This window comes from Pseudoalteromonas sp. ECSMB14103 (assembly GCF_000813065.1).
Taxonomy (GTDB): Bacteria; Pseudomonadota; Gammaproteobacteria; order Enterobacterales; family Alteromonadaceae; genus Pseudoalteromonas; species Pseudoalteromonas marina.
Window position 1 is genome coordinate 92,571 of sequence record NZ_JWGY01000009.1, and the last position, 20,117, is coordinate 112,687.

The following is a 20,117-nucleotide window of genomic DNA, read 5'->3' on the forward strand; positions in this document are numbered from 1 at the left end:
TTGTTACCTATAAAGGCATGGTTAAAAAGTGGCTATTACTAAATGTAAAAGCCACTTTATTGATTAAAGTTAAAAACTACCGCGAATACCTAACGCAAAACGTCTTCCGCTATCTTCAACCAACAATAATTGATTAGAAAAACGACCACGTTTGTGCACATATTCTTCGGTTAAGTTAATACCTTCAAAAAATACCGATACATTTTCGGTAATGTCATAGCTGCCGCTAGCATCAAGTTGTGCGTAATCTTCCACAATGGTTACACCATCACCATTTAGCTGTGTAAGTGACTGAACAAAGCTATCGCGCCAGTTATAGGCTAAACGCGCTTGAAATGGTCCATTCTCATAAAAGCCAACCACATTATAAGAGTCGCTTAAGCCTGTTAATGCAAAAACTTGAGTTATATCTGCAGAGTCTAACTCTGCATCGCTGTCTACAAATGTTGCATTAACCATAAAACCAAAGCCACTATCAAAACTATGTTGTAAGGCGACTTCCCAGCCATCAACAATCGCCGATTCGCTATTATTTGGTAATGTATTAGTGAATACAGCCGTAGAGTCGGCAGCATCAGGGTTGTCTACATCGTTACCTGTAGAGGGGTCAGTTAACAATCCGCCGCCAGACAATTCAAAGGTTAAGTCTTCGGTCGTATTAATAATGAAGTTAGCAACATTTTTTCTAAAGTAACCCGCAGATAAATAACTGGCATCAGCGTAATACCACTCCAACGATAAATCTAAGTTATCAGAGGTAAATGGCTCAAGCGCTGGGTTACCAGAACTCGATGTTAAATTGCCGCCTTGGCGAGTTGTTTCAATTACTGTTACAGGCGACATACTGTCGAGTGTTGGCCGTGTAATTGTTTGTGATACCGCAGCACGTGCTATTATCTCATCACTTATTTCAAGCTTTACACTGAAGTTAGGCAAAATCGCTTCGTAATCTGAACTTGCTGAAATATTTTCTACACCGCCAAAGTTAGCGAGCATTTCTGTTTTATCTAAAATGGTTAATGCACTAACCGGCTCATCTGTGCCCTTTACTTTTACATCAGTGCTTTCGTATCTAAAGCCCGCTGTTGCGTATAAAGGCATGCCTGCAAGTTCAGCTTCAAAGTCGAACTCTGTATAAAACGAGAACGTATCTTCAGTGATCTCAAACGACTTATTACGTTTAACTGCGTCAAAACTAATAGGCTGACCATTCGCCGCAGCTATTTGCTCAAGGTAAGCAAAATTTGCCTCGCCATCGTGTGCAAGCCATGACGTTGGCATTCGACCGCTGCCGCTTACATCACCTAAAAAGTCATCCCCTGCGTCAAATACGAATTGCGCTAAGCCATCCATACTTGGATCATCCGGGTAACCACAAAAAGTACAGTGAATACCAACACCTTCGTTGTCCCAACGATCAAGGTTTTTAGTTTCTGTTGAATACATAGCGCCAAATTTGACCGAAACTAGGCCAGAGGTGCCATCGTTATACCAAATATTATCCCAGCGAAATTGATCCACGGTATCTTCTACAGCCCAACCACGGCGTAGCATTACATGTGCTCGGCTATTGGCGGTATCTAAATGGTTTGATACGCCATCGGGCGTAACAGCAGGGTTATAGGCAACACCGTCAAGCTCTTGCTGACCGCTGTAAATATTGGGATTAGCAGAGGCAAACTCACTTGCGTAAGGTAGTATGCCGCCATCTACTTCAAATCGAACTCGGTTAGCATAGCCAATCAAGGACAGCTGATCGCCACCACCGTTATTAGCCTCACGCTCAGCCTTTGAGTGGCTTAAATCAAATTTCATATTTAAATTATCGTTTACATGCCAATCAAAGTTTAAACCTAATGCGCTAGAGCTTGTTAAGCGATCAAACTTTTTAGCGTGCATATCAGTAGCAAGGCCTACCTCTTGATATAAATCAACCACAGTACCATTTTCGTCTACGGTTGGGCCTGCAGCCCCGCCAAAGCCTTCTATGTTTGGCGCTGTAAACCAATGCCCGTATGACGTGGTGTCTGCTTCTACATCGAAATCAGAATAAAGCCCATCAGCTGTTATGACTAAATCATCTGAGGGTGCATACTGTATAACTAAATTTGCATTAGTACGTGTACGTGTTTCTGTAGTAACTTTATGATCATAGTTACGCGGCGAAAAAATATTACCGGTGTATGCTTGCCCGCTTTGAGTTTGCGGGTTTGGGACGCCTACATTTTCTAACCAGCCATCTACCTGCGCTTGGTTTAAGCGTGTTTCGCGCTCTTGGCGAGAAACAGCAAATAACACACCCAGTGTGTCATCATTAAACGTATTGCTGATTAACCCAGATATCTCAGGTGTAGTTTCTTCACTATTTTCATCGTAAATACCCTTAACACTGCCCGCAACTTTAAAGCCATTAATAGCAAATGGGCGCGCTGTATTTACATTGACTGTTGAACCAATACCACCTGACTGCTTTGTGGCTGTTGAGGTTTTAAATACGTCTAAGCTTTTAACCAGCTCTGATGCAATGGTATCAAAACTAAAGGCACGGCTTTGATTTTCAGAGGCCATTTGGCGTCCATTTACAAGCACTGTATTAAACTGAGGGCCAAAACCACGTACTGTAATGAGCTGCCCTTCACCGCCTGAACGGTCTATTGAAACCCCTGTAATACGCTGTAAAGACTCAGCTAAATTTGTGTCAGGAAATTTACCAATATCTTCAGCTGAAATGGAGTCAACCACGCCACCCGCTTCTCTTTTGGCATCCATAGCTCGGCCAAGCGAGCCTCTAATTCCGCGTACTTCAATTATTTCTGGTTCTTGTGCTGCTGTCTCTGCTACTGCAGGGAGCGTTGCCATTGTGCTTAGTACAGCTAGTACAGCACTCGACACGCCATTTTTTTTATAGTTAGCCATGTTGTCAGTTCTCTCGAAGCTTGGATCTATTAAAATAGATATTTGCCCATCTTCGCTAACATGCGGTTGCAAACCTGTGCCATCGAGTAAAATCTGTAATGCGTTTATTATTGAATACTCGCCAGCAATAGTATTTGTTTGTAACTGCTGAATTTTATCCAGCGGAAAAAGCAAAGTAATATCGGCTTGCTCGGCAAAATTTATTAGCGATAAATCGGCCCTTTGTCTAGGAATATTAAACACTGCTTTATCGTTTACAGGGCTCGCTTTTACCTCGGTGGTGAATAAGCTAAAAACCAGCACATAAATTGGTAAACAAAGCGGCAAATGCACATATTCCTTGTGTATAGTTTTTGGCCATACACTGAACAAAGACGAGTGACTTTTTATTTTCCTCCATAAATATTTTTTATTTTTTTTAAATAAATTATTTTTTTGACTTGCCATGCTAATTTGTTTTTGCCTTGATTATTTTTATTGTTAGCGTTTTTACTTGTATTTTTAAACGATTAAAAATACAGTCCAAATTGCCATTTTTTACTTATTAATTAAAAAGTTAAAGTTTTTAAAATGAATAATCAGTACCTGGTGAGGTATTTGTAATGAAAAAAACTGTAGTACACTTCGCCTTTACATTACAAGCTTTATGCCCCGTGCGGTTAATGAACATTAAATTTAAAAAATAAAATGCTGATTTATTTTTTAAGTTTAATGGCGGATTTTTTCTTACCATTCGTCTTAGTTTGTAGTGGCAAAGCAATAACAATAATTGCCGTAAACACACACACGAGACACACACTAAATGACGAAAGACACACTTTTTTATAAGGTCTATTTGGCCTCGCGCAAAAGTCTCTCAAATGTAGTTGCACGCATAGTGCCGCCACATGAAATTGAAGATATAGTGCAAGAAACTTATGTGCGAATTTGTCAGATTAAAAACACTGAAAACATAAGCTCACCAAAATCTTTTATTTATAAAACGGCGCGAAATTTAGCGCTCGATTACCAAAAGCAAGCCAATATACGCCTAGTCGATGGGATCGACAACATGGAAGCGTTAGAGCAACTCTTAGCGGAGCATCAGCAAGACGAAATGTATGAAAAAGCACTAACCGATAGTGAGTTTTCTAATTTTTGTGAAGCCATACGGCTTTTACCCGTGCAGTGCCGCAAAGTGTTTGTATTAAAAAAAGTGTATGGTTATTCGCAGCGAGAAATTGCTGCTCAATTAAACCTTAGTGAAAGTACCGTGGAAAAACATATAGCAACAGGCATGAAACGTTGTACGCAATTTATGCGTCAATCTAAAAAAAGTGTTTATGAGCAACCAAATACTTCTTCCCAGCTAAATGCAGGAGGTAGGAATGACTAATATTCATCACATAAACGAGCGTAACACTAGCGACGATTCGCGCCTTGATGAAGCCAGTGAGTGGCTGGCTAAACTTGATCGTGGATTGACTAAATCTGAAGAGCAAGCGCTAAAGCAATGGTTAGCACAATCTTATAAAAATGTAGAAGTGTTACTTGAGGTAGCAAAGCTGTGGGATAAAATGGACGATCTCAGTCGTTTGTCAGATTTATTTCCACAAACACCAGTAAAACAAAAACGTCTCCCTATGTGGTTGGGTGCAACTGCTGCTTCTATTTTATTAGCGGTTGCACTTAGCCTTTTTCAAGAAGCGTTTAACTTTTCATTTTTTTACCCAGTTAATCAGTCAGCAGTGGTTGCTAAACAACTTAATTTTCAAACCGACGTAGGTGAAAGTAAGGACATACTGCTTTCTGATAAAAGCAAAATCACCTTAAACACAAATAGCTTCGTTCAAGTGAGGTATACCCAACACTCTCGCGTAATAAATTTACTGCGTGGCGAAATTCATATAGACGTAGCTCACGATAAAACGCGTCCTTTAAGTGTTATCGCTGGTGATAAAGTTATTCAGGCTGTTGGTACTGCATTCAATGTAGAAGTAGGTCAAAAGCAAATAGAACTCATTGTGACAGATGGCAAAGTCCTTGTTGCAGAGCAAAAAGCCGAATCGTTACCCAACCTTTCCCTGGGGACTAATAAACAAGGACAGTATTTATCAAATAGTTCAACTTCCGTGTCAAAGGGAGAAAAACTTGATTTAAGCTTTAAAGGTAAAATTGCTAAAGCGGTCGAAAAAGTTGATCCTATGGATGTAGCCGCTAGATTATCTTGGCGCAAAGGTAGCTTAATATTTAGAGGTGAATCACTTGCTGAAGCCATGGCTGAAATCAGCCGCTATACAAATATAGATTTTGAGCTTTCAGAAGATGACCGTCTCAAACAAGTACAAGTAGCTGGCATGTTCAAAACGGGCGATATTAAAGGACTATTAGAAGTATTAAACAATAATTTTAATATTGATTATGAGAGAGTTAGCCCTGATAAAATTCGCCTAAAATACGCTGCACCACACGTCTCAATTTAGTAAAGTACACAATAATAAAAACCAGGACACACAATTATGACATCACCTATCTCGCCGAGCAGTAATAGCTCGGCCCACACATTGGGCACATGCTCTCTTTTTTATGTAATTTTTATATCGGCCGTGGCTGCTATTGGTGGCTTTTTATTTGGTTTTGACTCGGGCGTTATTAACGGCACGGTGTCGGCACTCGGTAATGCTTTTAATTCAAGCAGTGTGGCTACGGGATTTAATGTTGCCTCGGTATTATTAGGGTGCGCCGTGGGGGCACTTGCTGCGGGGCCACTGGCTGATAAATTTGGTCGCCGTGCCATTATGATCATCACCGCGATTATTTTTGCTATTAGTGCGTTTGGCTCAGGCATTAGCGAAAGCTCGGCCGAGTTTATTTTTTACCGCTTATTTGGTGGCTTAGGTATTGGTGCTGCATCGGTATTGGCGCCGGCTTATATTGCAGAGGTTGCACCACCCGCACTTCGTGGTCGTTTAGCTACACTTCAACAACTCGCTATTGTATTGGGCTTGTTTGCTGCGTTTTTAAGTAACTATTTAATTGCTGATGCAGCAGGTAGTGCGCAAAACATTTTAATGCTTGATATAGCCGCTTGGCGCTGGATGTTTTGGGTTGAGCTTGTGCCTGCAATACTGTTTTTAGTGGGTGTGTTGTTTATTCCTGAGTCGCCTCGTTATTTAGTGGCGCAAGGTAAAGTAGACGATGCAAAAACGGTATTTAGTAAAATTTCGAACGACAGTGCTGATGCGCAAATAAGCGATGTTAAAAGCTCTTTGCATAGCGATAAAAAGCCGAGTATTCGTGATTTATTTATTGATGGCAGTAAAAAAGTACACCCAATTGTTTGGGCGGGTGTTGCGCTGAGTGTATTTCAGCAATTTGTAGGTATTAACGTGGTATTTTATTACGGCTCTGAGCTTTGGCAAGCTGCTGGGTTTGACGAGTCGCAATCGCTATTTATAAATGTATTAGCGGGTACTACTAATATTGTATCGACCTTTATTGCTATTGCCCTTGTTGACAAAATTGGTCGGAAACCACTTTTACTTGTGGGCAGTGTGGGTATGTTTATTAGCTTAAGTGCGCTTACTTATATATTTGGCAGCGCAGGCCTTGATGAAGCAGGCAAGCTTGCACTTAGCGATAACATGGGTACATTTGCGCTTATTATGGCTAACTTATTTGTGGTATTTTTTGGTTTAAGTTGGGGCCCGGTTGTGTGGGTGTTATTAGGCGAGATGTTTAATAACCGTATTCGCGGCGCAGCGCTTGCTGTTGCTGCAAGCGCACAGTGGATTGCTAACTTTGCCATTACCATGACCTTCCCTATTATGCTGGCTAATATTGGCCTTGCAGGTGCGTACGGCTTTTATGCGTTATCGGCACTTATTAGTATATTTTTTGTTGTTAAATACATTAAAGAGACCCGAGGTAAAACACTTGAGTCTATGTAATTAGCCCAATAAAAAGCGGTGAACCCTCTCACCGCTTTGTGTTTTTTAGTTAAATGATTGATTCAACAGTTGTATGCAAGGATTAAGAAGTTACTGCGCTAAATATTGAATTCACTACCCACCCTTAATATTCTTTTTTACTATAAGTAATCGATTTAAATTCCTTTTTTGAATATAGAAAATTAGCTATTGTCCGCCTTTTCCAACTACGTATGTCTGTCAAAATGAAAAATAAGTTAGTATCTGGTTTGGCCCTAACCTTTACCCTAGGTTCTTTTAACGTACTTGCTACCAATGGGTATTTTACTCATGGTTATGGCATGACCCACAAAGGCATGGCAGGTGCAGGTGTTGCGCTATCGGAAGAATTGATGTCGGGTGCAAATAATCCTGCTAGCTTTAATGTAAATGACACTGAAATTTCAGTTGGGTTAGAGTTATTTTCACCTGATAGAAAATACACAGCTTCATCTGTAGATACGTTTTATCCTAATGCGCTTTATCTTGAAGCAAAAACCCAAAAAAGTGATAACACGTTATTTGCCATTCCTGAATTTGCCATTGGCCACCAGCTCAATGACAAAATAAATATTGGCTTATTAGTTTACGGCAATGGCGGCATGAACACCGACTACAACGCCGAGTCAGAACCCGAAGGCGCATTTTATGCTGGCACGACTGGCGTTGATTTAAAGCAGATGTTTATTAGCCCAACTATTAACTACCAGTTAAATGAGCAAACAAAAGTGGGGGTTTCACCTATTTATGTTGTGCAACAGTTTAAAGCGACAGGCCTTGGAAACTTTGCGCCTTTTTCGCAATCGCCCCAAGCGCTTACAAATAATGGCACCGACACCAGCACAGGTTTAGGTGTACAAGTGGGTATAACTCAAACCGTAGGCACATCGTTTAGCTGGGGTGCCAGTTACCGATCATCGGTGTCTATGGATGAGTTTGATAGCTATAAAGGTTTATTCGCAGAAAACGGTGGCTTTGATTTACCAAGCTCGATTCAAATTGGTGCCGCTTATAAGTTAACGCCTACAAACCAGGTTGTATTTGATTGGCAAAAAATAAACTACAGTGAAGTTAAAAGCATTGCCAATCCAATGAGTAACTTAATGTCTGCACCTTTAGGTGCAAGCGCAGGTGCTGGGTTTGGCTGGGAAGATATGGATATATATAAATTAGGCTATCAGTGGCAGCGCACTGCAAAACAAAAAATTCGCTTTGGTGTTTCATACACGCAACAGCCTATTCCATCGTCTGAGGTGTTATTTAATATTTTAGCGCCGGGTGTACAAGAGTGGCATTTTACAACGGGTTTTAGTCATAAAGTTAGCGAAAAAGTACAATTAAACGCTATGGCTTTTTACTCGCCAGCTAAAAAAGTATCGGGTGCAAATTTTTTAGCGCCTAACCAACAATTATCAATTGAAATGCAACAGTCTGGTGTTGGTGTATCTATTGTTTGGGGAATTTAAAATGGTAACCGAATTTACGCCCATTTCAGCCGCTTTAGGCGGTGCTTTAATAGGTATAGCCTGCGCACTATTACTGGTTTTATTTGGCAAAGTAGCCGGTATTTCAGGATTAGTTAAATCGCTGTTCACCCCATTAAAACCCGATAATGTATGGAAAGTATGCTTTATTGCAGGCTTACTAATTGCAGGCGTTGCTACCTCATTTATTGCACCTGAATTATTAGAGGGCGATTTAAATATACCTTCTTGGTTAATTATTGTAGCGGGACTTTTAGTGGGTGTAGGTACCTCACTTGCAAATGGTTGTACAAGCGGGCATGGCGTGTGTGGTATGTCGCGTTTTTCTACTCGCTCTTGGGTTTCAACATGTGTGTTTATGCTTGTTGCCGTTATCACTGCTAACTTAATTGGATAAAACATGAAAGCAATTACATCGGTGTTTTTAGGCTTTATTTTCGGCTTAGGTCTTATTATTAGTGGAATGACTAACCCTGATAAAGTACTCAATTTTTTAACCTTTGGCGAGAACTGGGATGGCAGTTTAATTATTGTAATGGCGGTAGCCATGGGAATAATGATGTTGGCGTGGTTTTGGGTTTCTAAAAAAGACAGCCCATTTTTTGGTGAAACATTTAGCCTGAGTAATCTAAAAAATGTAGATCGTAGATTAATTACGGGCTCTGTTTTGTTTGGTTTAGGGTGGGGATTGAGTGGTATTTGCCCAGGCCCAGGCTTGGTTCAGTTAGTGTCACTCAAAATGGAGTTTTGGCTGTTTTTTGCCTCGGTACTGGGTGGAATGTGGTTGGCCAAAAAAATATAATCCTCTATTGCCGAGCTTGTCTCGGCAATACACCTTTTTTATTCTAAACATAGGTACATAACTTGCTGTAATAAATATAAATATATTTATTAGGTTTAAGTTATGCTCAAAAATACGCTTGACGTTATTAACAACACCCCTTGGTTGAGTACAGCAGCTTACCTTTTACTCATAACTATACTCTTGTTTTTTATTCGTTTTTTTATAATGTATTGGTTAAAAAAGTGGACATCAAAAACCACTTTTACCTTCGATACCCTACTTCTTGATTCAATATCTAAACCACTCACACTTTGCACATTTATTGTGCTAATCACCATTTTGGAGCACGATACATTCGTTATTGACCCCGAGTTAGCGAACCGAATTCCGTTCAACAGCATCAATATTGTATTAGCTTTACTTGCACTTATTTTCTTTTTAAATCACTTTATTATTGGCACGGTTAATCACTACGCTAAACAATCTGCCGTTATATTCAATTCTCAAAGTATTATTAAGGGGGTTATTCGCGTTACATTGTTTTCAGTAGGGTTGTTGGTTTTATTAGGCACATTGGGTATTTCAATTACACCTATTATTGCATCTCTTGGTATTACGTCATTGGCGGTGGCACTTGCCTTACAACCCACCCTTGAAAACTTTTTTTCGGGCGTGCAGCTTGTTATAGATAAACCCATACGGGTCGGGGATTTTATTGAGCTTGAGTCAAAGGAGCAAGGCTTTGTAGAAAAAATTGGTTGGCGCTCTACGTGGGTTAAAATGCTGCCAAATAATATGATTATTATTCCTAATAGTCAGCTTTCTAAATCGCGTATTATTAATTACTTTTACCCCGAAAAAGAGCTGAGTGTACCTGTAGATGTAAGCGTACATTACAGCTCAGACCTAGAATTTGTAGAGCAAGTAACGCTTGAAGTTGCGCGACAAGTACTGATTGACCATGAGTGGGGCGTTGATGATTACAATACCTTTGTGGTGTATCACACCTTTGATAACTCAAGTATTAATTTTACCGTAATGCTGCGCGCAAAAGAGTACTTTAATCGGTTTTGGGTTAAATCTGCTTTTATTAAAGCGCTGCACAAACGCTATAACCAAGAAGGTATTGTGATCCCCTTTCCTATTACAGCTATTAACACAGCGCAAGAAGCCGCTAATTTTAATAGTGATAAAAATTAAGCGCGAGATAAGCTCGCGCTTAATTTACTTTAAAATTTATAGGTTACTTGGCCTACTATTTCACGTGGGCTGCCCGGGAAGTGGCCGTTACGCTCACTAAAGCCACTTACTGCATATTCTTTATCAAATATATTATTAATATTTACGCTTAATAACACATCATCAAAGCGGGTAGTCCAGCTCATATCAAATACAGTAAAAGGTTTAACTTTTTGGCCATCTTGGCTTATTTGCTCGCTTACGTAATTTGCGCCAAATGCTATAGACGAGTCGATGCTATCAAGCGCAAAACGCGACCATAAACCAGCTTGGTGGCGCGGGGCATTAGCAAAACGAGAGCCATCACCGTAGGTGCTTGAAATAGTATCGCCCGTTACACCCTCAACAACCAGTGTATCGTTATATGCGTAGTTAGCAGTTAGCGTCCAGTGCTCGGTTAAATCGCCCACCAGCGTTGTTTCAAACCCACGGCTTTCTACCTCACCTATATTTAAAAGCGCTGCAATGCCGTCACCCGCGCCAGTGTCGTCTGGGTTACTCATTACTACGTTTTCTTTATTAATTTGGTAAATAGCAAAGGTGCTCATAATTTTGCTATTAAGCCATTGGTTTTTAATACCAATCTCGGTTTGTTTACCGGTTTCTGGGGTTAAGTTGCCCTCGCCCTCTACATCTTCTTGATCGCCTGATGATGCGGGGTTAAAGCTTTCTGAGTAATTTATGTATACCGATGTGTTTTCAACAGGTTGGTATGTAACAGCCACGCGCGGTGTTATATCGTTATCTGAGTAACTGTAACCGGTTTCTTTGTTTAGCTCTTTAAAATGGTCATAGCGCAGGCCGGCAATCACGGTCCATTGCTCGTTAATGCTTACAACATCTTGTACGTATAGGCCAAAACGGTCAGTATCAACACCATCGCGGTTCATGTCTGTCAGGTTATAAGTACTTGGGTCGGTTTCGCCGTAATTTAAGTCAAATATTTTTAAGTTAGCCACACCGTCTGCTTCATAACGGGCGCGTAAGTAATCGTACTCGGTATCGACTATGTGGTAGTCGCCACCAAACAATACTTGGTGCGCTAATTGGCCTTGCTCAAAGCTATAAACAAAGTCGGTGGTTAAGCTTGTTTCTTCGTTGGCGCGGTATTGCTTTCGGTATTCGCGTTTAATGGTTTCGTCATCAATGTTGGCTTCACCATCGCCGTTTACATCTACCCAGCTTTGCGACTCATGGTAGGCTTGGTCGCGTTCGTTATCCATGTAACGAAGTGTGCTACTTACCGAAAAATCATCATTAAAGTAATGCTTTAGCTCGGCTTGCAGCACTAACGCTTCCATGTCTTGGTAGTCAAATGCTTCGTTTGCGTTGTAACTTGGGTCAACTAAAAAATTACCGTTATCACCTACCGGTACACCACGTAAACGGTTACCGCCTAAGTCTTGTTTGATGTAGTCAACACTTGTGGTTAGTGTGGTTGAATCTGTTAAATCAAATAATAAACCACCGGTAAACTCACTGTTTTTTGAATCTGCATTATTACGAAAGCTGTCTTGCTCCTCGTAATAACCACCTACACGATACGCCATGGTGTCGGTTAAACCGCCGGTCATATCAAGTGATGCACCACGTGTGTTGTAATTGCCAAGCGTTAGCTTTAGCTCTTTGCTTTGCGTGTACGAGGGCTTTTTAGTCACATAGTTGATCATACCGCCTGGCTCACCACCACCATATAACGCAGAGGCTGGGCCTTTTAATACTTCTACACGCGCTACATTAAATAATTGGGGTACACCAAAGCCCGAGTAAGGATCGCCACGTACGCCATCGTAAAATACATTGGCTTCGTCTCTAAAACCACGAAAAGTTACACCCGAATAACTGTACTCACTTACCCCTGCTATTGAACGGTATAAATCGGTAATGTCGCGCGCAGCTTGGTCTATAATAAGTTGCTCGGTTAATACCTGCGCAGATTGCGGTAATTTAATAAGATCTAAATCCGTTTTAGTCCCAATTTTACTTTCGGTTTCTAGGTAAAACTGCTGAGCACGGCCTGTTACTTCAATTGTTTCAATTTCGTTATTTTGCTCGGCAAATGCTACATTAGAAAAAGCAGAAAAAGACGCAGCAATACTGAGCGCCAAATATTTTTGGTTAAACATGTTGATCCAGAAAAGACGATTACAAAACAACGCGAATGATAACGACTATCATTAATATGTGCAATGTAAATAATTTCATATTCATCCTTATTTTTCGAATGAAGAGTTTTGAGCAACACGCTAAATTGGCAACTCAACTGTGAATAAATTAATTAGCATTACTGGAATACAATATTGATATAATATAACATATCCAAAATTGCAATTTAGTAAGATTATTAAATGATAAATAAACTGCCCGTCACAGTGTTATCAGGTTTTTTGGGGGCTGGTAAAACCACTGTATTTAGCCATATTCTTAATAACAGACAAGGTAAAAAAGTCGCCGTTATAGTAAACGATATGAGCGATATAAATATCGATGCAGCCGCTATTAAAAGTGGTGTATCGCTCAATCACAGTAACGAAAAACTAGTCGAAATGAGTAACGGTTGTATTTGCTGCACACTACGAGAAGACTTACTTATTGAAGTGGGCAAACTTGCCAAAGATGGGCGTTTTGATTACCTCATTATTGAATCTACAGGTATATCTGAGCCCCTCCCCGTTGCCGAAACATTCACCTTTGCCGACGAAAACGGGGTTTCACTTGGTGATGTTGCCACCCTCGATACCATGGTAACAGTGGTTGACGCGGTTAACTTTTTAAACGACTACGAACAAGCAAATGATTTACAAGATACCGGCGAATCATTAGGAGAAGACGACGAGCGAAGCGTAGCCGACTTACTTGTTGACCAAGTTGAATTTGCTGATGTTATTTTAATTAGTAAAACTGATTTAATTACAAACGATGAATTAAATAGACTCACTGCCATTTTAAATACGCTCAATACTCAAGCTAACATTATTCCTATTTCAAACGGGCATATTAATATTAACCAAGTGCTAAACACCGGTTTATTTAATTTTGAACGTGCCCAACAAGCATCGGGTTGGCTTAAAGAAATGCGTGGTGAACATATTCCCGAAACCGAAGAGTATGGTATTAGCAGCTTTAATTACACCGCGCGCCGCCCATTTGATCCTGAAAAGTTTTATAACTTTTTGCACAACACCGAGCAATTTGGCAAGCTTATTCGTTCTAAAGGATATTTTTGGTTAGCAACACGTCCTTTATTTTGCGCGCAGTGGAGCCAAGCTGGCGGTATAGCGCATTACGGGTTTGCAGGCATGTTTTATAAAGCAATACCTAAAAAAGACTGGCCCACAGAGCCCGAACTACTTGCTGATATAAACAGTAAGTGGTTAGAGCCCTTTGGTGACATGCGCCAAGAGCTTGTGTTTATTGGTCAGTCGTTAGATAAAAAAGCCATGATTAAAGCGCTTGATGACTGCCTACTCCCAGAAGATGCTGTTCTAAAAGGTAAAGATTTTTGGAAAACCTTTAACGACCCGTTTCCTATTTGGGAGGAAGAGTAATGAATGCCCTAGCCCCAATAACAGCCCAAGTAAAACCGGCTGAACCGCTATATCGAAGAGCAGCTATAGAGTGTGACGCCAATGTATTGCCACAAATTTATAACCAAGACACTAACATTGTTATTTGGCAAAGAGACCTTGAGCAAACATTAACAAGTGCAGTTAATACACTCATTAGCGCTAATGCTTTAAAACCAATTGAGCTTGCGGTATCGCCCGATGATGCGTTTGATCAATTAATAAAAGCGCTTAAGCCTGAAGATAATAACCGCGATGAAATTAAAGCTTTGTGTGAAGACATTGCACTGTTGGTTGAAATGTTTTGCTGCCTGTTTGATTTAAAACGCGCCGGTTTAAGGCTAAAAATATTAGAAAAACCTATGTGCCCGCGTTTTCATGTAGACAAAATTCCGTGTCGATTAGTGACTACTTATCACGGCGTTGCAACGCAATGGTTAAATCACAGCGATGTAAGCCGCTCAAAGCTAGGTACTGGTAATTTAGGTAAACCCGATGAAGAGTCTGGCTTATTTAATAGCCTAAATAATATTAACCAGCTAACAGAAGGAGATGTTGCACTGCTTAAAGGCGAATACTGGGATGAAAACGAAGGCGCAGGTTTAGTGCATCGCTCGCCACCGTTGGCTGGAACTAATAGCGCCCCTAGGTTACTGCTTACTCTCGATTTTATATAAAATTAAAGCACTATTCATAAAGGCCATATTTTGTCTGGCCTTTATCAATTATACTTAACCTATCTTTGTAAGGTTATTAGCAATAACACTATATAAACCCTGAGAGTTAACCGGTTTTGAAATAAAGTCATCCATACCTACATCTAAACAACGCTGCTTATCTTCTTCATATGCATTGGCTGTAATAGCGATAATTGGAACCCTTTTATCTTCCCCTATTTCATTTTCGCGAATGCGTATAGTACATTCATAACCGTCCATATTAGGCATTTGACAGTCCATTAAAATTAAATCAAACACATTATTTTTTAATGCTTTCAGCGCTTCTAAGCCGTCGTTTGCCATTGTAATAGTAACAGCTGTTGGCTCTAACATTTTTGCAATTACTTGGCGGTTTATAGGATTATCTTCTACTAGCAAAATATGCTTATTGATCAAATCTGGTAAAGATTGCTCTTGTACACGTTTTGCTAAATCGACAATTTTCGCTTCAGGTGCATGTATCGAAAACTTAATCGTACTGCCTAAACCTGGCACGCTATTGAGGGTTATTTCACCCTCCATTTTTTTAATCAAACCTTGGCAAATAGCCAGCCCAAGCCCTGTACCGCCATACTTACGAGCTACGCTAGCATCTGCTTGGGTAAACTCACTAAAAAGTAATAGTTGCTGCTCTTTTTCAATCCCAATTCCGCTATCAGACACACTTACCGTCAGTTGCTCATCTTTGTAATCAAACGATAAACGCACAAACCCAGCCTGAGTAAACTTTTGTGCATTTGACAATAAGTTAATAATTATTTGATTTAAACGTAAGTCATCTACATTTAAGCAATCGGGTAAGTCTGGGCTGCGCTGAATAATAAACTCAACATTGTTAGAATGAATAATGGGTGAGAATAACGAGTGTATATTTTCTATAAACGGAGCAAGCAAAGTAGCACGGGGGCTTATTTGCATAGCGTTAGCTTCAATTTTAGAAAAATCTAAAATATCATTTAATATTTGTAGTAAATTTTTTGAGCTTTTTTGTTGTGTTTCAAGAAGGTCACGCTGCTCATCGGTAAGGGTGGTATCACGAAGTAATACCTCACCCATACCTAAGATCCCGTTCATAGGCGTGCGCAGTTCATGACTCATATTGGCCAAAAACTGTGACTTAGCTTTATTAGCTTCATTAGCAGATTTAACTGCTTTTGTTAGCTCATCTGTTTGCTCTGCCACTTTAACTTCCAATTGCTGGTTAAATTGGCTTAACTGTTTATTTAGATCCTGATTTTTAATATTAGACGCTTGTAAGCTCTCTATTGAGTCCCTTAACGCACTTCCCAGCATCTTAAACTGCTCTTGTAGCTGCAGTACTTCGTACCAACTAGACTCTGTATTAAAATGTTGTTTTTCTGATTTATCAAAACCATGCATTAAATTAGTTAAACCAATAATTGGCTGAACTAATAAGTTAGACAAATGATGTATAAACAACACCACTAAAAATATCAACACTGCACTAAATAATATTGTTGGTAACCAAGCACTTGCTACTACCTTTGTTAAGTGCTTACGATTGTAAAACGTGATGACCTGCCATTTACTAACAGTATCAACATACTGATTGGTATGAAATACTTCATTATTAACAGAACGGAACAGTTGATTATCGCCCAAGTTACTTATCGTAAAATCTAAAGTTTTAAAGTCAGCCAAAATGTCAAATTGTGCTAATGAGCTAAAAACAATCCTTTGCTCAGCATCGAGTATAATTAGCTCACCAGTTTGGTTAAACAAATTCGGTATATATTGCTCTAAACGTTCAAGCTTTAACGACCCTTCCACTACACCATAAAACTCATCATTTCTGTAAATAGGCGCAGAAAGTGCAACTATAGGTTCATTACCAAGGCCACGCCCCTGAAACACACCACTGCTATAACCTTGAGGATACTGTTTAGCTTGAGAGAAATAAGGGCGGTCGTTTACAAAGCGCTTTTCTTCACTAAGTCCTTCTAATAATGTGCTGGGAATACTTTTAGCTACATAGCCATTTGGCATTGCATATAAGCTTGTAGTAAAACCTGGGTATAAATCCATTAACTGCGTTAACTGTTGTTGTATAGTAATTCCACCACCTATGGCATCACTGCTCATTACCACCGCGTTTTTATGAAACTGTAAATAGTCATTCAACTGTGTGCTAATTGATTTCGCTTTTTCTTCAAGCTGAGCATTTACCTCATACTCTATGCGTGAGTGATGATCGTTCACTAAAAAAACACTTGTAACAAGGACAACCAAAACAATAATGACGCTGACAACATAGCTAAGAATACGGGCGAGTGGGCGTCCTTGATAAGCACGACTAGCAAAGGGAACAAATATGCTCATCAAATCAACGAGTGCTAAGCTTATTAATGCATTTACCAGGTATTTAAACACTGCAACAATAAGCGTTAGCGATGCTAAATCCATTACAAACTGGCCTATACCCCAAATGATAGGCAGTCCAACTAAAAACCAAAATACGGCACCTAAGGGTAAGATAGGTTTAGAGCGCCTTAAACAAAAAACATAAAGCCATAAAAGCTCCAACAAATAAACTATGCTGGGCCAACAGTGCCCCCATCTATAGAGTAAAAAGCTTGAGACAATTGCGAGCGTAAGGCAGGAATAACGCAGTCCAGTGAATACTAAGCTGCATAAAACAAAAAATTGTCCAAATAAAAATTCAGAACTATCGAAAAAATACAGGGGTAAAAGGTTAACCAACCCGCCTATTAACCCTAATAAAATAGCTAGTGCCCACTTACTTCTTTGAGACATTACAACAACCCTTGGGCATCTGATTTAACATGTGTAGCGTTAACGTTAACGTATTATTTCATTATTGCGCAATATCTAAGTGTTGTCTATATAGCAGAAATATAGGGAATATCAGAAAATAAACTTGTGTGTATTTGGTTAAAGTTTTTTAAATTGATTAGCTGTAGTCACCCAAATGAGGAATTTGGGTGGCAGTCTTACCAGCCACATCTCGGCACACACGTCACAAACTGTGGCTGCTCCCTTCCGGGCCTGACCAGGTTCGCCTGCTAGTGTTGCGAGAGGACCAATAAGACTACCATTGAGGGCCTTGGTTGGCGCGGAAGAGATTATCTCTACTTTTACTGTGTTATTCAAGGGATAATCAAAAAAGAAGGTGCGATTGCATACTTCATATACAATCGCGGCTTTTAAATTTAATTTGTGACTGTTATTTGCTCTCTAATTGCGCTTTTATATTACGAAGTGCTGCTTTTACTTTTTTCATGTTGTCTGGACCCATGCGTAAAAGCTGTTTTTGAGCAGCCGGAAGTTGCTCCCACTCAGAAAACGCATACTGATAAGTTACTGAGTCACGTAAAAGTGGTAAGGCGCCTTCAGGCTCCGGAGTATCAAGTAGTAAATCGATAGCGTCGTTCAATGTTTGTTTAAACTCGTCATCGCCATAACCAATTTCAGTGTATGCATCGTTAATAAGTGGCTGGTACTCTTCAAACATACGGACCACTTGCGCTGCACTCATGCTAGTAAAAATTTTTACATACGGTGTGTAACGCTCATAACTATTTGGATCAATTGTTAAAATATCCCCTTCGGTAACACTAAAGCTTTCTTGAGGTTTAATAACAGGATTGTGTTTTTTAGCTACTTTGCCTTGAGCTAAGTTGTCAATAAAAACAACACCTCGACGAATAACATCATCAGTGACTAATAGGCTCATCACAGAGTCACTTAGGTACTCGTCAATTTTGGCAACAACCATAGTATCACTATCGTTTAAGGCAGGTAGCGTAGCTACTTCTGGTTCAGGTTCAGGTTCAACTATGCGCTGCGCTGGCACTTCGAGCTCTGCGGGCTGTTCAACTGTTGTTGGCTCTTCTGGCTCAATTATATCTGGTTCATTTAATGGCTTAAGTTCCATTATTGGCCGCTCTTTAACGGGCTCTGTTGCTTCTATGCGCGCAACCGGTTCGTCACTTGGTTTAAGTAATATAAATGCAACTACACAGGCAACAACAATTAGCGTAATAATGGCAAGAAGTAAGTTACTGTTTGTTGAGCGTTTTTGAACATCTGGTGAGTCTGACATACGAACTCCATAAAAAATAAAAATGCGATATCACTTAGAGTAGGCTAAGTGGATTAAATTCATTCTGTTCGAGTTTTTTATTAAATCAATAGTTATCTTAAGTTAGACATGCTGAATTCAGCATTAAATTATACAGTTATAACTCTATGAACAGTTAACCTTTGATTCTTCTAGCTTAAAGACTTACAGTTAATAAATAAAGTAAAGACGTTGAACAGTTTAACCACCAATATGAAAATTAAGCAAATAGATCCCAAAAAACCTAAAACAGCCTTATTACTCACTGGTGGTGGTGCTCGAGCGGCGTATCAAGTAGGTGTTTTAAAAGCGCTAGCGCATAGTATGCCACGTACGGCACCTCTTCCTTTTAGAATAATAAATGGTACGTCTGCAGGCGCAATAAACTCTGCAGCCTTGGCTTGTTATGCCTCTTGTGCGCACTTAGCAGTGCGAAAATTAGAATCTGTTTGGAAAAACTTTTCGACCTCAATGGTGTATAAAAGTGATTTTTTAAGTGTATTTGGCCATATTGCGCGTAATATTTTAACTAGCTTTCAATCAGAGCATATTAACCACCCACCAGCAAGCTTGCTTAATAACCGCCCTTTACGTGGTTTACTTAACGAAATTTTAGACCTGCATCGCATAGAGCGTAATTTACACCGAAACTATTTAGAGGCGCTTTCGATTACAGCCTCAAGCTATACCACAGGTGATTCAGTCGCTTTTTTTCAGTCAAATACACAAACAGCTTGGCAAAGAGCTAAACGAGAAGGCCGCCCAACACGCATTAATGTTGAGCATTTAATGGCATCTAGTGCTATTCCAATGGTGTTCCCAAGCGTGAATATTCATAATCATTACTTTGGTGATGGTTCTATACATCAACTATCGCCACTTAGCCCTTCAATACATTTGGGTGCCGAAAAAATATTTATCATTGGTGTAGATGAACCTAAAGAGCCGCATCTACCGGGATATACTGCGCATTATCCTGGGCTTTCTGCTGTAGCCGGACACTTGCTTGATAGTGTATTTACCGACACCATGCAGTCAGACTTAGAACGCTTAGATAGAATAAACCGCACTTTGGGGCTTTTACCTGCACGAGATAAACACCAAGAGCTAAAGCAAATAGATAGCTTTATTATTAACCCCTCACAAAACTTTAATGTCATTGCAGCACAGTATTACAACGATATGCCATGGGCGATAAAAGTATTATTGCGTACTATTGGTGTTAAAAAGCACTCTCAATCAAGTTTAACGAGCTACTTATTATTTGAAAAACGCTATACCCAGCACTTAATGGAAATAGGGTATCAAGACGGCATGGCTAAGCTACCTGAAATAAGAGCTTTTTTAGGGCTCGATTAAT

General features: G+C 39.9%; 14 protein-coding genes and 1 other RNA gene. 10 read left to right on the forward strand and 5 right to left on the reverse strand.

Going from position 1 to position 20,117, the window contains the following annotated elements; translation table 11 throughout:
* Nucleotides 1-69 precede the first annotated feature (69 nt).
* On the reverse strand, nucleotides 70-3,363 hold the full coding sequence (locus tag RF53_RS14565; RefSeq protein ID WP_082014447.1) for a TonB-dependent receptor: 3,294 nt from the start codon (nucleotides 3,361-3,363) through the stop codon (nucleotides 70-72).
* 355 nt (nucleotides 3,364-3,718) lie between these two features.
* Here RF53_RS14565 and RF53_RS14570 point away from each other — a divergent pair, with 355 nt between their 5' ends.
* The 7 genes from RF53_RS14570 to RF53_RS14600 all read left to right on the forward strand — a co-directional run bounded on the left by RF53_RS14570 (nucleotide 3,719) and on the right by RF53_RS14600 (nucleotide 10,331).
* Nucleotides 3,719-4,291, forward strand: a complete 573-nt coding sequence (locus RF53_RS14570) for an RNA polymerase sigma factor (RefSeq protein WP_033025389.1) — start codon at nucleotides 3,719-3,721, stop codon at nucleotides 4,289-4,291.
* Nucleotides 4,284-5,378, forward strand: coding sequence for a FecR family protein (locus RF53_RS14575; RefSeq protein ID WP_052242906.1), 1,095 nt, complete (start codon nucleotides 4,284-4,286; stop codon nucleotides 5,376-5,378). Before RF53_RS14570 ends, RF53_RS14575 begins: the two co-directional genes overlap by 8 nt.
* Before the next feature lie 36 nt (nucleotides 5,379-5,414).
* Nucleotides 5,415-6,845, forward strand: coding sequence for a sugar porter family MFS transporter (locus tag RF53_RS14580; RefSeq protein ID WP_039038101.1), 1,431 nt, complete (start codon nucleotides 5,415-5,417; stop codon nucleotides 6,843-6,845).
* A gap of 224 nt (nucleotides 6,846-7,069) precedes the next feature.
* A complete protein-coding gene (locus RF53_RS14585; protein ID WP_039038102.1) occupies nucleotides 7,070-8,329 on the forward strand; it encodes an OmpP1/FadL family transporter in 1,260 nt (419 codons plus the stop codon).
* A 1-nt stretch (nucleotide 8,330) separates the two neighbouring features.
* Nucleotides 8,331-8,744, forward strand: coding sequence for a YeeE/YedE family protein (locus RF53_RS14590; RefSeq protein ID WP_039038103.1), 414 nt, complete (start codon nucleotides 8,331-8,333; stop codon nucleotides 8,742-8,744).
* A 3-nt stretch (nucleotides 8,745-8,747) separates the two neighbouring features.
* On the forward strand, nucleotides 8,748-9,149 hold the full coding sequence (locus tag RF53_RS14595) for a DUF6691 family protein (protein WP_039038104.1): 402 nt from the start codon (nucleotides 8,748-8,750) through the stop codon (nucleotides 9,147-9,149).
* Nucleotides 9,150-9,251: 102 nt separating this feature from the next.
* Nucleotides 9,252-10,331 carry a mechanosensitive ion channel family protein gene (locus RF53_RS14600; protein WP_039038105.1) on the forward strand — a complete coding sequence of 360 codons (1,080 nt, stop codon included), beginning with the start codon at nucleotides 9,252-9,254 and terminating at the stop codon, nucleotides 10,329-10,331.
* Between the two features lie 29 nt (nucleotides 10,332-10,360).
* Here the strand turns inward: RF53_RS14600 and RF53_RS14605 are convergent, their stop codons facing one another.
* The gene (locus RF53_RS14605; protein ID WP_039038106.1) at nucleotides 10,361-12,496 is read right to left on the reverse strand and encodes a TonB-dependent siderophore receptor; all 2,136 of its coding nucleotides are present in this window, start codon (nucleotides 12,494-12,496) and stop codon (nucleotides 10,361-10,363) included.
* Nucleotides 12,497-12,718: 222 nt separating this feature from the next.
* On the opposite strand from RF53_RS14605, the gene zigA reads away from it, so the two are divergent.
* Both zigA and RF53_RS14615 read left to right on the forward strand, forming a co-directional pair.
* Nucleotides 12,719-13,918: a zinc metallochaperone GTPase ZigA gene (gene zigA / locus RF53_RS14610; protein WP_039038107.1), complete on the forward strand. Its 1,200-nt coding sequence runs from the start codon at nucleotides 12,719-12,721 to the stop codon at nucleotides 13,916-13,918.
* Nucleotides 13,918-14,613: a DUF1826 domain-containing protein gene (locus RF53_RS14615; RefSeq protein WP_039038108.1), complete on the forward strand. Its 696-nt coding sequence runs from the start codon at nucleotides 13,918-13,920 to the stop codon at nucleotides 14,611-14,613. The genes zigA and RF53_RS14615 overlap by 1 nt, the downstream gene beginning before the upstream one ends.
* 54 nt (nucleotides 14,614-14,667) lie before the next feature.
* On the opposite strand, the gene RF53_RS14620 is transcribed toward RF53_RS14615, so the two are convergent.
* The 3 genes from RF53_RS14620 to RF53_RS14630 form a co-directional block, all read right to left on the reverse strand.
* Entirely contained in the window at nucleotides 14,668-17,430 is a 2,763-nt protein-coding gene (locus RF53_RS14620) for a response regulator (RefSeq protein WP_039038109.1), read from the reverse strand.
* A 195-nt stretch (nucleotides 17,431-17,625) separates the two neighbouring features.
* An RNA gene (gene ffs, locus RF53_RS19305) (signal recognition particle sRNA small type) lies at nucleotides 17,626-17,722 on the reverse strand.
* A gap of 138 nt (nucleotides 17,723-17,860) precedes the next feature.
* On the reverse strand, nucleotides 17,861-18,739 hold the full coding sequence (locus RF53_RS14630) for a DUF3014 domain-containing protein (protein ID WP_039038110.1): 879 nt from the start codon (nucleotides 18,737-18,739) through the stop codon (nucleotides 17,861-17,863).
* Between the two features lie 231 nt (nucleotides 18,740-18,970).
* Here RF53_RS14630 and RF53_RS14635 point away from each other — a divergent pair, with 231 nt between their 5' ends.
* Nucleotides 18,971-20,116 carry a patatin-like phospholipase family protein gene (locus tag RF53_RS14635; RefSeq protein ID WP_033019545.1) on the forward strand — a complete coding sequence of 382 codons (1,146 nt, stop codon included), beginning with the start codon at nucleotides 18,971-18,973 and terminating at the stop codon, nucleotides 20,114-20,116.
* The last annotated feature ends 1 nt before the right edge of the window (nucleotide 20,117 follow it).

What these genes read in the sequence shown, in the direction of transcription:
- RF53_RS14620 (WP_039038109.1), bottom strand. Translation starts at nt 17,430, where the DNA reads ATGTCTCAAAGAAGTAAGTGGGCACTAGCTATTTTATTAGGGTTAATA.
- RF53_RS14585 (WP_039038102.1), top strand. Translation starts at nt 7,070, where the DNA reads ATGAAAAATAAGTTAGTATCTGGTTTGGCCCTAACCTTTACCCTAGGT.
- zigA (WP_039038107.1), top strand. Translation starts at nt 12,719, where the DNA reads ATGATAAATAAACTGCCCGTCACAGTGTTATCAGGTTTTTTGGGGGCT.
- RF53_RS14595 (WP_039038104.1), top strand. Translation starts at nt 8,748, where the DNA reads ATGAAAGCAATTACATCGGTGTTTTTAGGCTTTATTTTCGGCTTAGGT.
- RF53_RS14580 (WP_039038101.1), top strand. Translation starts at nt 5,415, where the DNA reads ATGACATCACCTATCTCGCCGAGCAGTAATAGCTCGGCCCACACATTG.
- RF53_RS14635 (WP_033019545.1), top strand. Translation starts at nt 18,971, where the DNA reads ATGAAAATTAAGCAAATAGATCCCAAAAAACCTAAAACAGCCTTATTA.
- RF53_RS14630 (WP_039038110.1), bottom strand. Translation starts at nt 18,739, where the DNA reads ATGTCAGACTCACCAGATGTTCAAAAACGCTCAACAAACAGTAACTTA.
- RF53_RS14570 (WP_033025389.1), top strand. Translation starts at nt 3,719, where the DNA reads ATGACGAAAGACACACTTTTTTATAAGGTCTATTTGGCCTCGCGCAAA.
- RF53_RS14600 (WP_039038105.1), top strand. Translation starts at nt 9,252, where the DNA reads ATGCTCAAAAATACGCTTGACGTTATTAACAACACCCCTTGGTTGAGT.
- RF53_RS14575 (WP_052242906.1), top strand. Translation starts at nt 4,284, where the DNA reads ATGACTAATATTCATCACATAAACGAGCGTAACACTAGCGACGATTCG.
- RF53_RS14615 (WP_039038108.1), top strand. Translation starts at nt 13,918, where the DNA reads ATGAATGCCCTAGCCCCAATAACAGCCCAAGTAAAACCGGCTGAACCG.
- RF53_RS14605 (WP_039038106.1), bottom strand. Translation starts at nt 12,496, where the DNA reads ATGTTTAACCAAAAATATTTGGCGCTCAGTATTGCTGCGTCTTTTTCT.
- RF53_RS14590 (WP_039038103.1), top strand. Translation starts at nt 8,331, where the DNA reads ATGGTAACCGAATTTACGCCCATTTCAGCCGCTTTAGGCGGTGCTTTA.
- RF53_RS14565 (WP_082014447.1), bottom strand. Translation starts at nt 3,363, where the DNA reads ATGGCAAGTCAAAAAAATAATTTATTTAAAAAAAATAAAAAATATTTA.